Raw genomic sequence first — 13129 nt, forward strand, 5'->3', positions numbered from 1 at the left:
GAATTGCATTCTTTCCGGCGTCTGATGCGTTGGGGATCAGCCTGTTCTGAACGGGCCCTTTTTCCACCGCATGGACCAACGCATGCCCCGCCCCACTTTTCCGGCCACTGTCCTGCTGGCGCCGCTCCTGATGATGGGAGGCTGTGCCTCCAGAACCGCTCTGTCGCCGGATTTCGAGAAAACCCTCTCTCGCAACCAGCAGGGACACCCTTTCTCCCCGGCCCGCAATTCGGTAGCATTTCTGGGAGAACCGGACCTGTCCTCGGCGACCCCCGCGAACCTCGTGGGGACACTGCATTACTGCCGGCAGAACGCCATGCTGACGGGAAACGGAACCGGAAGTGCCACCGCCCCTGTTCAGACCGACCGGGCCTATGTCACGGGAAAACAGGGCATTCTTCAGGCCCTCAGCCTGCGGACAGGACAGCGCGAACAGTATGCCCTGCCGTCCATGCCCATGCCACTGCGCCAGACTGTCTGCACGTCCATTGCGTCCCGTCTGCGTCAGCCCGTTTAGCCTCTGATTGCAGACGATTTCACGCGCTATTGTGAAGTGCGAAAAAACACGGCCCCGTGACGACCTCCCTCATCTGGCCTATGCCAGAGAAGATCTTTTTTACAGCCGAGCCTCAGGAGAGCAGAACCATGACCGCGCAAGACACGCCGGCGGACTCACCGACGAAACGCGTTCTTGCCGTCGTCCTGTTCAATCTTCTCGTCTATATCGTGATCGGCCTGCCCAATGCCGTCCTGACGATTTTCGTCCATCAGGGCCTGGGCTACAGCACAACCGTCGCGGGCATCACATTCTCGCTCCAGTATTTCGCGACCTTCGCGGCCCGCCCCTCCGCCGGGCGGCTGGTAGACCGGATCGGTCCCAAACCCGTAGTCATCGGCGGGCTCGTCACCTGTCTGCTGTCCGGCCTTCTGATAACCGGATCGGGACTGCTGGCCGCCACGCCGCTCCTGTCGCTGGGCGTCCTGCTGTTCAGCCGCCTGCTGCTGGGATGGGCGGAAAGCTGGGCCGCGACCGGGGTGATCGTCTGGAACATCCGGCGCGCCGGAGCAGAAAATACTGCCCTCGCCATTTCGTGGAACGGCATCTGCTCCTATGGCGGGATTGCGCTGGGTGCGCCGATCGGAGCCAAGCTGTCCATGCTGGACGCACCCTATGGCGGGCTGGTTTCGGTGGGCATACTCTCGGTGGCCCTGCCGCTGTTCGGTCTGGCGCTGATCGGGTTCTATCCGGCGGTCAAACCCATCCCCTCGACCAGCCAGCCCATTCCCTTTGCCCGCGCGCTCCGACTCGTCCTCCCGCATGGTTCAGCCCTGGCGGCGGGGTCCATTGGATTCGGGGCGATCTCGTCGTTCCTGGCGCTGTATTATTCGGTGCTGCACTGGCAAGGGGCGGCGACGGCGCTGGCAGTGTTCGGATTCACTTTCGTCGTCATCCGGTTTTTCTTCGCCTCGCAGATCGCAAAGCGGGGGGGCGTGTTCGTGGCGATCGTCTCGCTGCTGGTGGAAGCACTCGGACTCGCCACGCTCAGCATTTTCCAGACACCATCCGCCGCCCTTGTGGGCGCTGCACTGACGGGGGCGGGCTTCTCGCTGCTCTTCCCGGCCCTCGGCGTTCTGGCCGTTAACAGCGCGGGTCCGGAGAACCGCGGGGCGGCTCTTGGGGCCTATTCCATCTTCATTGACCTTGCCATCGCGTGCTCGGGGCTGTTTCTTGGACAGGTCATCGAGTTCGCCGGTTACAGGACGATGTTCGCCACCACCGCCATCTGCTGTCTGGTGGGGGTGGTGATCAGCCGTTCCCTGGGCCGCCGGAGCACGTGACAGATCCTCGCTTCAACTTACACGGACCCGACATGACCATTCGTTCCTGCGCCGTCTTCTGTGGCTCCCGCTTCGGCAACTCTCCCGTCTATGCCGAAGGTGCAAAAGAGATCGGAACGGCCCTGGCGCGACACGGAATCACACTGGTCTATGGTGGCGGCCATGTCGGGCTGATGGGCACGGTAGCGGATGCAGCCCTTCAGGCGGGCGGCAGGGTCATCGGCGTCATTCCCGAATTTCTCCATGCCCGCGAAGTCATGCACAAGGGTGTGACGCAGCTTGAGGTCACGCCGGACATGCACACCCGCAAGGCCCGCATGTTCGAGCTGTCCGACGCCTACGCCATCATTCCCGGCGGCCTCGGCACGTTCGACGAACTCATGGAAATCATGACCTGGAAGCAGCTCGGCCTGCATCAGGAGCCGATCTACATCGTCAATATCGGCGGCTGGGCCACGTCCCTGGTTAACACGCTGAATGATGCGGTCGATCAGGGGTTTGCGGACCCGTCGGCCCGCAAGCTGTTCACGGTCGTCGAGGACGTGCCGGACCTGATGAGCCACCTGTCCGTCAGCGTTCCGGCCTGACTCCCGAAAGAGCGGGGCCAGTCCCCGCTCAACCTTCCAGTGTGGCCACGAGCAGACGGACCACCTCTTCCAGCCGTGTGCGGTCGGCGTCGGAAAACCGGTCCTTTACGGGGCTGTCGATGTCCAGCACGCCCACGAGCGTACCTCTGGCCACGACCGGCAGCACGATCTCCGATTCCGATGCTGCGTCACAGGCGATATGCCCGGGAAACGCATGCACGTCCGGGACCACCAGCGTCTCCCGGCTCTGCGCGACTGTCCCGCAGACGCCGCGCCCGAGCGGAATCCGCGTACAGGCCAGACGGCCCTGAAACGGCCCGAGCACAAGTTGCCCGTCTGCCTCTTTCCACAGATAGAACCCGGCCCAGTTGATCTGTGGCAAAGCCTCGAACAGCAGGGCCGCGATATTGGCCATATTGGCAATCATGTCCGTCTCGGTCTGCAGAACAGACCGCACCATGGGGACGAGTTCGTCCACGCTCAGACGATGGATGGGGGCACTCATGAGAAACTGTCCTGCAAAAAACGAAGAATGGGTCCGCCGATCATAGGACAGACGGGAAAAAACGGAAAAGGTCGCCATATTTATGGGAAATAACCATTTCCGCTAATGCTCGCGTATTCGGGAGCATTATTAGAAATAATTCACAAAATACAAAAACGGTTTCCTCGGAATGGGAGGCTTCTAAAAGAAGCCGGTCCTTTCGCCTGAAAGATCCTGTCCATGATCCTGACTTCCCAGACCCTGTCCCACCTCCCGGACTCCATCCTGACGTCGTCCTACGACCGGGATGCGGTGACGCCTGGCATTGTCCATCTGAGCGTCGGCAATTTCCATCGTGCCCATCAGGCCGTCTATACGGACCGCGCGCTTGCGCTGGCGGACCAGTCGGGCTGGGGCATTGTCGGGATGGGTCTGATGGACCATCCGGCGGAAGTGGCGAAAGCCGAGGCCCTGCACGCGCAGGACGGGCTCTACACCCTGCGCGAATGCCCGCCGAACCGGCCCGATACAGTCCGGATCGTGAAGTCGCTGGTCGAATACATCCATGCCCCTGCCGACCGTGAGGCCGCGCTGAAGCGTCTGACGGACCCGGCCATCCGCATCGTCAGCATGACGGTGACCGAAGGCGGCTACTACATGGATGAGGCCGGTCGGTTCATGACCGAACATCCCGCCATTGCCGAAGACCTGCACCGCCCGGTCCCGCACACGGCGTTTGGCCTGATGACGGAAGCCCTGCGTCAGCGCCGGGACGCCGGCGTTGCGCCATTCACCATCCTGTCCTGCGACAACGTTCCCGCAAATGGCGATGTCGCGCGCAACGCCGTGCTGTCCTTCGCACGCCTGCGGGACGCGGAAGTGGCGGAATGGATCGAGGCCAATGTCGCATTCCCGTCCTGCATGGTCGATCGCATCACCCCGGCCGTCCACCCCGCCGACGTGACGCGTCTGGATGCGCAGAGCGGGATCGAGGACCGTGTTCCCGTGTTCTGCGAGGACTTCATCCAGTGGGTCGTGGAAGACCATTTCCCGGCCGGACGTCCGGCCTGGGAGCAGGTCGGCGTGCTGTTCACGGACGATGTCGAGCCTTACGAACAGGTCAAGCTGCGGATGCTGAACGCGTCCCATTCCACGCTGGCCCTGCCGGGCGTGCTGATGGGATACCGGCTGGTCGATGAGGCCATGGGCGACGAACATCTGGCCGCCCTGCTGCAGCAGTTCCTGCGCCATGATGTCGAGCCGCAGCTTACCGCCCCGCCGGGCATCAGTCTGCCGGATTACGCGGCCCAGCTTCTGCAGCGTTTCCGCAACCATGCCGTCAGCGACCAGCTTCTGCGTATCACATCCGACAGCACGTCCAAGCTGCCGGTCTTCCTGCGGGCCACGGCCGAGGACGTTCTGAAAAAGTCTCAGGACCCGCGCCGGATCGCCTTCGTTCTCGCCTGTTACTGTGCCTATCTGACCGGCCGCGATGACGTGGAGGCCACATTCGCCGTCACGGAACCGCGCCTCAGCGCCGAAGACCGTGCTCTGGCGCTGGATGCGAACCCCGCAAAGGCTCTGGATATGAGCGTGTTTGCCGGCTGGGGGCTTGAAGCCTCGGCCGAGTTCCTCACGCGCTTCATCCAGACCCGCGAAGACCTGAAAACACGCGGCACGGCTGCCGTCCTGAAGGATCTGGTCGCAAACGTATAAAAGTTTTTGGGTTCCGCCTTTTTTCAAAAAGGCGGAGATCTTTGAAGCTTTTTGAAAAAAGCTTCACCAAAAACTTTTGTACCTGTCAGTCCGAGACGCGGGCGATATCGGCACCGCAGGCAGCGAGCTTGCGGTCCACGCCTTCATAGCCACGATCCAGATGATAGATGCGGCTGAGCTGCGTCTCACCTTCCGCAGCCAAGCCTGCCAGGATCAGCGAGAACGACGCCCGCAGATCGGTCGCCATGACGGGCGCGCCCGACAGCTTCGGCACACCACGGATGATGGCGGAACGGCCATGCACGTTGACGCGTGCGCCCATGCGATTGAGCTCCGGGACGTGCATGAAACGGTTCTCGAAGATCGTCTCGGTAATCATGGACGCGCCCTCGGCCACCGACAGCATCGCCATGAACTGCGCCTGCATATCGGTCGGGAAGCCGGGATACGGCTCCGTCATGATGTCCACGCCCTGAAGCGTGCCGCTGCGGCGGACCCGCAGACCGCGCGCCTCTTCCACAACTTCGACGCCCGTTTCCTCAAGCGTGCGGATCACGGCGCCCAGATCATCGGCCCGTCCGCCCACCAGCAGCAGGTCGCCGCCCGTGATGCCGGCCGCGCAGGCATAGGTGCCGCACTCGATCCGGTCCGGCATGACGGCATAATGCGCGCCGTGCAGCTTCTCAACACCGTCGATGACCAGCGTGCCCGAGCCTTCGCCCGTGATCTGCGCGCCCATGGCGTTGAGGCAGTGCACCAGATCGCTGATTTCCGGCTCGCGCGCGGCGTTGACGATATGGGTGCGTCCCTTGGCCAGCGTTGCGGCCATCAGCAGGTTCTCGGTCGCGCCCACACTGGCAAACGGCAGGATGATCCGGTCACCCTTCAGCCCGTCCGGAGCAGTCGCGTTGATATAGCCGTTCTCCAGACGGATCTCGGCGCCCAGCGTCTCCAGCCCCTTGAGATGCATGTCCACAGGGCGCGTTCCGATGGCGCAGCCACCCGGCAGGGACACTTTCGCCTCACGGGCCCGTGCCAGAAGAGGGCCGAGCACCAGAATGGAGGCACGCATCTTGGAGACGATGTCATACGGCGCCTCGACGGAGCCGATCTCGCCACCGATGGAGAGCGTGCGTGGCCCCGCCTCCTCGACGGTGATGCCCAGCCCCACCAGCAGGTCGCGCATCGTCTTGATGTCCGCAATGGCTGGCACGTTGGACAGCACCAGCCGTTCGGATGTCAGCAGGCCCGCGACCATGAGCTTGAGGCCGGAGTTCTTGGCCCCCCCGATCTCGATTTCGCCTGTCAGGCGGCGGCCACCGCGAATGATGAAACGGTCCATGGTGCGATCCTTGAGAAACAGGCCTTGAGAGCTGGGCTTTAGAGGCGGGGCGTGGTGACGCCGGACTGGCGCATGTATTTTCCAGCACGGTCGGCGTAGCTGACCTCACAGGGGCTGGCACCCTGGAAAAACAGGAACTGACAGATGCCCTCGTTTGCATAGATTCGCGCGGGCAGCGGCGTGGTGTTGCTGATCTCGATCGTGACCTGGCCTTCCCATTCCGGCTCCAGCGGCGTGACATTCACGATAATACCACAACGCGCATAGGTGGACTTGCCGAGACATACCACCAGCGTGTCACGCGGGATGCGGAAATACTCAACCGTATGCGCCAGCGCGAAGCTGTTGGGCGGGATGGTGATGTCGCCGGTGCGGGTTACGAAGCTGTTGGAGGCAAAGTTCTTCGGGTCGACGATAGCGCTGTCCACGTCGGTAAAGATCTTGAATTCATCAGCCACGCGCGCGTCATAGCCATAGGACGACAGACCGTAGGAAATGACGCCTTCGCGCTTCTGGGCCTCCACGAAAGGCTCGATCATGCCTTTTTCCCGGGCCATCTGGCGGATCCATGTGTCGGGCATGATGGGCATGAAGGCACTCCTGAACGAGAGCGGCTGAAACCGCTCTCTGCGTCTTAACCCACCTGCTCTAGCGAGCGATGGACGATCACGCAATGTGTCGGGTCAGTCATTTTTCGTGAGCGTCTGTGGCACACGTCCCAGCAGGGTCTCCAGCCATTGCGGGCGCAGTTCGCTGGTCAGCACGCCTCCCACGATCAGCGCGGCACCAAGAAGGGTCGCAGGGGGCAGATGATCACCCGCCAGCCAGCCTACGAGCCCGCCCCAGACCGGCTCTCCGGCATAGATCACGGCCGCCTTTGTGGGCGAGACGGATTTCTGCGCCCAGTTCATCACAACCTGCACCAGCGCGCTCAGGCCGCCCAGTGCCAGTGCACAGCTGAACCAGATCCACGAGAACGCAGGAATCGCCTCCCCCGAAACCGGGACCATCAACCCGGCGAAAAGACTTCCGGCAAAAAGCTGCATGACCGTCACGCGCAGGCTGTCCACACCCCGCGCGTAAAGGCTGATCAGGACAATCTCGACCGCAATGGCGATGGCTGCGAACAGCGTCAGAAGATCCCCGCGCCCGAAGGACAGCGACAGCGCAGCGGGCCCCGCCAGACAGACGAGTCCGGCGAACGCCAGCGCGATCCCCAGCCAGCTCATCAGATGTGGCGCCTTGCGCAGGAACGCCCACTGGAAGATTGGCACCAGCGGTACATACAGTGCCGTGATGAAGGCGGAGCGGCTGCTGGTGATGTCGCGAAGGCCGGCGCTTTGCAGCACGTAGCCGGTCGCCAGGGCCACACCGATCAGCGCGCCCGCCCGGATTTCACGTCGGTTGAAATCCAGCAGTTTCCGCCCGGCCAGCAGCCCGACGAACACCGCTGCCATCATGAAGCGGACAAAGACGAAAAAACGCGGTCCGCACTGCTGCATGGCGATGTGCAGCACGAGAAATGTCCCGCCCCACAGCACCGTCACGCCCGTCAGCGCCAGTTCCTGCGGCGTAGGAAGGGGAAAGCTGCGTTTCACAGAGGTTCAGCGATCATCACTAGAAGATGAGGCAGCGTCATCCTGCGGCCGCGCACGCTGCTGCTGCTTGCGGCGCATCAGATTGGCCCGGAGCGCCTTGGCCTCACGGTTTTCACGCTCTTCCTTCGCGGCCGCGGCGCGGTCACGGATGATCTGCTCTGTCGGTTTTGCGTCCTTACTGGTCATGGCTGTATTCCTCGAATGTCTCCCGCAGACGGGTGCCCAGAAGTTCGTCATACACACCCAGCGTGCGGGCCTGCATCAGCGTTGTCGTATAGTTGGCGACGGCATGGGCCCGGGCCTTTTCCGCCAGCCAGTCCAGCGCGTCTTCGTCTGTTTCCAGAACGCTTTTCAGCGCGTCCGCCAAAGCTTGCGGATCATCCGGAGGCACGACCAGACCCGTCTCACCGGGCAGAATTGTCTCCATCATGGCCCCCTGTGCCGTGCCGATCACGGGGCGACCCATCATCTGCGCTTCCACCAGTGTGCGTCCGAACGGCTCGGGCCGGAGCGAGGGCGCCACGACAACGCTCGCCAGTTCGCAGGCGGCTGGCATATCGGTGCAGGTTCCGGCGAAGCGGACATGCTCCTCAAGGCCAAGTTCCCGCACGCGCTGTTGCAGCCTGCGGGAGAACTTCCGGTCGTTCTCCGGGCCGGCCAGAACGCAGATCCAGCCTCTCCCCATCCGCGGGCGCAGCAGGCCCAGCGCCTCGACCAGAACGCCCTGCCCTTTCCATGCCGTCAGCCGTGCGGGCATGAGGATGATCCTTGCCTCGACAGGCACGCGCCAGACCTCGGCCAGTTTCTGCACACGCTCGCCGGAGATCGTGCCGGGCGTGAACTCCCGCAGATCCGCCCCACGCGGAATGACGCGCAGGCGGCTTTCCGGCACGGCGTATTCGCTGCGCAGGCGGCGGGCGATGAACTCCGAAATCGCAATGACGCGGGTGCCGCGTGCCAGCACGGAATTATAAAACTTCTTGGCCCGCCATTTCGCCTCATGAACGCCATGCCATGTCGTCACGAGCGGGATGTTTTCCCGGCGGCAGGCGATCCACGCGGCCCAGGCCGGAATCCGCGAGCGGGCATGCACAAGATCCACGCCCTCGCTGCGAATGATCGCCTGAAGATCCCGCGCCCTGCGCAGCACGGCGACAGGGGATTTTTTCTTCAGATCAAGTTCGATATGCCGTGCGCCGGCATGACGGAGCTGCACCAGCAGCCGGCCGGGGCGCGAGGCAACCAGTGCCGTTCCACCGCCCTGCGAGATTGCCGCGGCAATCTCCACAGCCCCGCGCTCCAGGCCGCCCGTGCCCAGCGCGGGAAGAACCTGAAGGATGACGGGAGAGCGGTCGGTCATGACGGTCGGAGGTGGCCTGTTCCGGGAAGATCTCTGTGAAGGAAGACAGCCTGTAGCCGGGTCTGGATGCGCTTCCCACCCGAAAAATGGAAAAAACGGCCCCGGAAACGACAAAGGGGCGGTCTCCGTGCCATTTCCGGCACGAAAACTACCCCTTCCGTCATCCGGAGGCCTCAGCCCCCGCGTTCTCAGCCCTTGTGATCGGGCAGGGCGTAGACGACCAGCTGATCGCTGACCGGCGTCATCATGAAGTGATGACCACCCGCCATGATGGCGACGTACTGGTGGCCATTGGCCTCATAGGTCATCGGGTTCGCCTGACCGCCGCCCGGCAGAACCGCGCTCCAGACCACCTTGCCGGTGTGCTCGTCGATGGCACGGATCTGGTTATCCGTAGCCGCCGCGATGAACACCACGCCACCGGCCGTCACGACAGAGCCGCCATTGTTCGGCGTACCGATTTCCCACGGCAGACCCGTCGGCAGACCCCACGGACCATTGGCGCGGGCCGTTCCCAGCGGATGCTGCCACAGCACCTTCTGGCCATGCTTCATGTCAATGGCCGTGATCATGCCGTAGGGCGGACGGTTGCACATCATGCCCGTGTACTGATCCCAGAACGGGGTCACGACAATGCCGTAAGGCGTACCGTCCATGGCGCCGTTACCTTCGGCACCACCGCCACCCGGCTTGTAGTTCGGGTCATCGATCGGCATCAGGCCAAGTTCGTCAGCCTTCTTGCGGGTCACGAGCTGGTCGTACATCGGAGTGATGTTCCAGTTCGCAATCAGGATGCCGCTCTGCGGGTCATAGGACACGGAGCCCCAGTCGCTGCCGCCGTTATAGCCCGGATATTCGATCCAGGGCTTGTCGACGCTCGGCGGCGTGAACTCACCCGTATAGTTCGCACGGCGGAACTTGATACGGCAGAAGAGCTGGTCGATGGGGGACATGCCCCACATGTCCTTTTCCTTCAGATCCGGTACGCGCAGGGCCGGAAAACCCGTGGACCAGGGCTGCGTCGGCGAACGCGGATCGCCCGGGATCACGCCCGGCGACGGAGCGGGACGCTCCTCGACCGGCAGGATCGGCTTGCCGTCACGACGGTCGAGCACGAAGGTCTGGCCGCGCTTGGTGGGCATGATGAGTGCGGGGACAGGCTGACCATCCTGGCCGGGCATGTCCATGAGCGTGGCCTGCGAGCCGATATCATAGTCCCAGACGTCCTTGTGAACGGTCTGGAAAACCCAGCGCGGAGAGCCGGTCTTCACATCCAGCGCGACGACTGCGGACGACACCTTGTTTTCTTCAGGGCTACGCAGGGCGCTGTAATAGTCGGAAGCCGAGTTGCCGGTCGGGACGTAGACGAGGCCCAGCGCATTGTCGCCGGTCATCGCAGCCCAGGAGTTCGGCGTGCCACGGCTGTAATGGTTGTTGCCGGTCGGCTGGCTGTGGTCATCGGGGCGGTTCACGTCCCAAGCCCACAGGAACTTGCCGCTTTCGGCGTCATAGCCACGGATCACACCCGACGGGGCCCAGCGGCGCTGACCATCCAGAACCTCATGATTGACCACAACCACACCGTTCACGACCGGCGGCGGCGTCGTCATGGAAACGAAGCCGGGGACGGATTCGCCAAGACCCTGCATCAGGTTGACCTGGCCGCCATTGCCGAAGCCCTCGCACAGATTGCCGGTCGCGGCATCAACCGCGATCAGGCGCATGTCGAGCGTGCCTTCAAGGATACGGTTATGGCAGGGCTGGCCTTCCGGCACCTGCGACGACGTGAAATACGTCACGCCCTTACACGCGGCGGTGTAGGGAATGGCTTCGTATTTCTCGTTGATGTTGTGACGCCAGATCTCCTTACCCGTCGCCGGGTCGAGCTTCATGATGTCGTTCTGGGCCGAGCACATATAGAGGCCGTCACCCACCTTGATCGGCGTGGTTTCGGCAGCCCATTTGTTCGTCTGGCCCGGCCGCGGATAGCTGCCGGTATGATAGACAAAGGCAACCTTGAGCTGATCGGCGTTCTGCGGCGTGATCTCTGACAGCGGCGAATAGCGCATCTGGCTGTCGTCATGGCCGTAGGCGGCCCAGTCTCCGGAGGCGGGGCTGGCGCTCTGCTGCGGGGCCATCTGCGGAACATCATTCGGATCCATGGACCCGATATCCGGCAGGTTGGCCGCGTTCACACCCGGAGCCTGGGGCGCATAGGGGGACGGGCCGGAAAAGCGGCTCTTCGCGGCTGGCGTGTTCTCGGTCGGCTCGAAGGAATTGCCGCTGCCATTGCCGGGGCCCGGCACGGAAGAGGTCGGCGAACCACCGCTGCCTGCGGGGGCGAACTGGGCATTGGCAGCCAGCGGTGCACAGGCCAGCGTGGCACAGGCAACGGTGGCGAGAAGATGGGATCTGCGCATCAGACGGCTCCCCTCAGGGTACGGCGGGTTTCCATCCGGCGAAGAACCGGAATGGTGAGGGCGACAAGAATGCCCAGCAGCGTCGGGCCGAAAGCGCGCGGAAGAAGGTCAACGGGGCTGAAGCCCACTTCCCACAGGGACCAGACCCAGGTGTAGGCCAGCGCACCCAGATACAGGTATGCGCCCAGCGTCCGCCCCATGACCATGAAAACACCGCCAGCCACCAGCAGAATGCCACAGATGACGTAATAGACAGAGCCGCCCAGCATCGCGAGGTCGCCCCCGGCGATCACGAAGTACAGCCCCACCAGAATGATGACACCCCCCAGGAGCAGTGTGAGCCACTCGGTCAGGGTTCTGCTGCCATAAGTATTTGGCATTGGTGAAAGCCTCCAGAACTGAAAGTCCGGACGGTAAGTCCAGACTTTCAGGAAAGCTACGGTTCTTTTTCAATATTGTTGAATATAATTCTAACAAAACCGTGTAATAACACGGTTGCACTTCAACAAATTCAAATACACGTTACCTTTATTACCCGGCCGGGATTGTTACAACCGCCCCTGCCGTATGGTTCGTCGCCGCGAGGGCCGCAAGAACCTGCACCATCGTAAACGCCAGTTTGCTCTGGAAATCGCGATCGCTGATCCAGAACCAGGTGTTGTTGTAACTGACCGCGGCATAGCGGGAGTCCGGCTCTTCCCGGCTCGAATGGATCACGACTTCCGGACGGTTCTCGATCCCGACCTGCCCGATCGTGGGGGGCGTACGGCCGCTCTTGATGTCATCTTCCGGTACCTCGACCTCGTAGGCGAGCTGCGTCAGCATCGCGAGCATGGAGCGCGTCAGGATCGCGATCTGCTTGCCGGGATGCTTGGGATACGGGCCATAGACGATCTCAGCTTCCTCAGCCCCCGGGTCGAGATGCAGCAGACGGCGCACCTCCGCCTGGATCGCCAGAAGGTTGCTGTCCGATGTCGAGGTCAGGACCAGATAGGAGCGCTCGGTGCCCGTGCTGCTTCCCCCGTTGCCATTGCTGTCGGACTTGCCCCCGTTTTTCTTGCTGTCGGGCGGGGGCGGAGTCTCGCTCGTGATCCGGATGGTCATGGCCCCCTGGATCTGAAGCTGCCGCAGGTCGTGCAGAAGCAGATAGAAGCGGACCGAGCCACCCCCAGACGGTCCCGCGCCAAGCCCGCGGACATTGGAAAGTCCATCAATGGACTGTGCCGTCAAACGCAGCAGCGTGTCGATCGGCAGGCCACCGAGGCTGAGCGGCATGATGACCGTCGGCGAGATCGGCCGGACCACGTTCTCGGCATATTGCTGCCCCGTCACCGGCTGATAGGTGAAAGTCGGGCTCTCACCCAGGGACATGGTTCCCGTGCCGAACAGGTAGTTCCCGACCGCCGTCGCCGGATAGGCATAAAAGCCGCCGCTGATGCTCTTGGAAACGCTGTAGCCCGCAATCACCTGCGTCGTATCAAGGAACGTCGGCGGATCGGCATAGCGCAGCCGAACGATGTTCAGCAGCATCTCGTGCTTTTGGGTATCGCCCAGCGCACGGGAGTATTCGAGCTGGTCGTTCCGCAGTTTTCCGGGCCCCATCGGGCCACAGGCGGAGAGACCGGTTGCGGAGAAAACGGCCAGGGCAGCCATCAGCGTGGCACGAAAGTAAGGATGATTCGGCATGGCTGTCTGAAGACTGTCCCATTGGCAGGCAAAGCGGAAGGTCCAACCTTACTAGAGGGGGATGTCCGTATCGGAAACAGCCATCTTCCCCTTCCGG

Annotated in this window: 13 protein-coding genes; 4 read left to right on the forward strand and 9 right to left on the reverse strand. The window is 62.8% G+C overall.

Annotated elements, in window-relative coordinates:
* Positions 1–82 precede the first annotated feature (82 nt).
* The 3 genes from KP701_RS01335 to KP701_RS01345 all read left to right on the forward strand — a co-directional run bounded on the left by KP701_RS01335 (position 83) and on the right by KP701_RS01345 (position 2426).
* The gene (locus tag KP701_RS01335; protein ID WP_215745355.1) at positions 83–517 is read left to right on the forward strand and encodes a hypothetical protein; all 435 of its coding nucleotides are present in this window, start codon (positions 83–85) and stop codon (positions 515–517) included.
* A gap of 128 nt (positions 518–645) precedes the next feature.
* The gene (locus tag KP701_RS01340; RefSeq protein ID WP_215745356.1) at positions 646–1839 is read left to right on the forward strand and encodes an MFS transporter; all 1194 of its coding nucleotides are present in this window, start codon (positions 646–648) and stop codon (positions 1837–1839) included.
* A 32-nt stretch (positions 1840–1871) separates the two neighbouring features.
* Positions 1872–2426 carry a TIGR00730 family Rossman fold protein gene (locus tag KP701_RS01345; protein ID WP_215745357.1) on the forward strand — a complete coding sequence of 185 codons (555 nt, stop codon included), beginning with the start codon at positions 1872–1874 and terminating at the stop codon, positions 2424–2426.
* 28 nt (positions 2427–2454) lie between these two features.
* Here the strand turns inward: KP701_RS01345 and KP701_RS01350 are convergent, their stop codons facing one another.
* Entirely contained in the window at positions 2455–2931 is a 477-nt protein-coding gene (locus KP701_RS01350; RefSeq protein ID WP_215745358.1) for a GAF domain-containing protein, read from the reverse strand.
* 219 nt (positions 2932–3150) lie between these two features.
* On the opposite strand from KP701_RS01350, the gene KP701_RS01355 reads away from it, so the two are divergent.
* Positions 3151–4626 (forward strand): mannitol dehydrogenase family protein, encoded by a 1476-nt coding sequence (locus KP701_RS01355; RefSeq protein WP_215745359.1) that lies wholly within the window; start codon positions 3151–3153, stop codon positions 4624–4626.
* A gap of 85 nt (positions 4627–4711) precedes the next feature.
* Here the strand turns inward: KP701_RS01355 and murA are convergent, their stop codons facing one another.
* From murA to KP701_RS01395, 8 genes are all read right to left on the reverse strand, one after another.
* Positions 4712–5968 carry a UDP-N-acetylglucosamine 1-carboxyvinyltransferase gene (gene murA / locus KP701_RS01360; protein WP_215745360.1) on the reverse strand — a complete coding sequence of 419 codons (1257 nt, stop codon included), beginning with the start codon at positions 5966–5968 and terminating at the stop codon, positions 4712–4714.
* A gap of 38 nt (positions 5969–6006) precedes the next feature.
* Positions 6007–6558, reverse strand: coding sequence for a dCTP deaminase (dcd, locus tag KP701_RS01365; RefSeq protein WP_099285777.1), 552 nt, complete (start codon positions 6556–6558; stop codon positions 6007–6009).
* A gap of 93 nt (positions 6559–6651) precedes the next feature.
* Positions 6652–7566 carry a DMT family transporter gene (locus tag KP701_RS01370; protein ID WP_215745361.1) on the reverse strand — a complete coding sequence of 305 codons (915 nt, stop codon included), beginning with the start codon at positions 7564–7566 and terminating at the stop codon, positions 6652–6654.
* Positions 7567–7572: 6 nt separating this feature from the next.
* Positions 7573–7752, reverse strand: a complete 180-nt coding sequence (locus KP701_RS01375; protein WP_215745362.1) for a hypothetical protein — start codon at positions 7750–7752, stop codon at positions 7573–7575.
* Positions 7742–8926, reverse strand: a complete 1185-nt coding sequence (locus tag KP701_RS01380) for a glycosyltransferase family 4 protein (RefSeq protein ID WP_215745363.1) — start codon at positions 8924–8926, stop codon at positions 7742–7744. Before KP701_RS01380 ends, KP701_RS01375 begins: the two co-directional genes overlap by 11 nt.
* A 188-nt stretch (positions 8927–9114) precedes the next feature.
* Complete coding sequence (locus KP701_RS01385; RefSeq protein WP_215745364.1) at positions 9115–11346, reverse strand: pyrroloquinoline quinone-dependent dehydrogenase; 2232 nt, start codon at positions 11344–11346, stop codon at positions 9115–9117.
* A complete protein-coding gene (locus KP701_RS01390; RefSeq protein ID WP_215745365.1) occupies positions 11346–11726 on the reverse strand; it encodes a glycerol dehydrogenase in 381 nt (126 codons plus the stop codon). The genes KP701_RS01385 and KP701_RS01390 overlap by 1 nt, the downstream gene beginning before the upstream one ends.
* A gap of 151 nt (positions 11727–11877) precedes the next feature.
* Positions 11878–13032, reverse strand: coding sequence for a hypothetical protein (locus KP701_RS01395; protein ID WP_215745366.1), 1155 nt, complete (start codon positions 13030–13032; stop codon positions 11878–11880).
* Positions 13033–13129 lie beyond the last annotated feature (97 nt).

Origin of the sequence: Gluconobacter sp. P1C6_b, from assembly GCF_018811945.1 — a bacterium.
Lineage (GTDB): Bacteria > Pseudomonadota > Alphaproteobacteria > Acetobacterales > Acetobacteraceae > Gluconobacter.

Excerpts from the sequence above, each read along its gene's own strand:
- dcd (WP_099285777.1), bottom strand. The coding sequence starts at position 6,558 with ATGCCCATCATGCCCGACACATGGATCCGCCAGATGGCCCGGGAAAAA.
- KP701_RS01375 (WP_215745362.1), bottom strand. The coding sequence starts at position 7,752 with ATGACCAGTAAGGACGCAAAACCGACAGAGCAGATCATCCGTGACCGC.
- KP701_RS01355 (WP_215745359.1), top strand. The coding sequence starts at position 3,151 with ATGATCCTGACTTCCCAGACCCTGTCCCACCTCCCGGACTCCATCCTG.
- KP701_RS01390 (WP_215745365.1), bottom strand. The coding sequence starts at position 11,726 with ATGCCAAATACTTATGGCAGCAGAACCCTGACCGAGTGGCTCACACTG.
- murA (WP_215745360.1), bottom strand. The coding sequence starts at position 5,968 with ATGGACCGTTTCATCATTCGCGGTGGCCGCCGCCTGACAGGCGAAATC.
- KP701_RS01395 (WP_215745366.1), bottom strand. The coding sequence starts at position 13,032 with ATGCCGAATCATCCTTACTTTCGTGCCACGCTGATGGCTGCCCTGGCC.
- KP701_RS01380 (WP_215745363.1), bottom strand. The coding sequence starts at position 8,926 with ATGACCGACCGCTCTCCCGTCATCCTTCAGGTTCTTCCCGCGCTGGGC.
- KP701_RS01385 (WP_215745364.1), bottom strand. The coding sequence starts at position 11,346 with ATGCGCAGATCCCATCTTCTCGCCACCGTTGCCTGTGCCACGCTGGCC.
- KP701_RS01345 (WP_215745357.1), top strand. The coding sequence starts at position 1,872 with ATGACCATTCGTTCCTGCGCCGTCTTCTGTGGCTCCCGCTTCGGCAAC.
- KP701_RS01350 (WP_215745358.1), bottom strand. The coding sequence starts at position 2,931 with ATGAGTGCCCCCATCCATCGTCTGAGCGTGGACGAACTCGTCCCCATG.
- KP701_RS01335 (WP_215745355.1), top strand. The coding sequence starts at position 83 with ATGCCCCGCCCCACTTTTCCGGCCACTGTCCTGCTGGCGCCGCTCCTG.
- KP701_RS01340 (WP_215745356.1), top strand. The coding sequence starts at position 646 with ATGACCGCGCAAGACACGCCGGCGGACTCACCGACGAAACGCGTTCTT.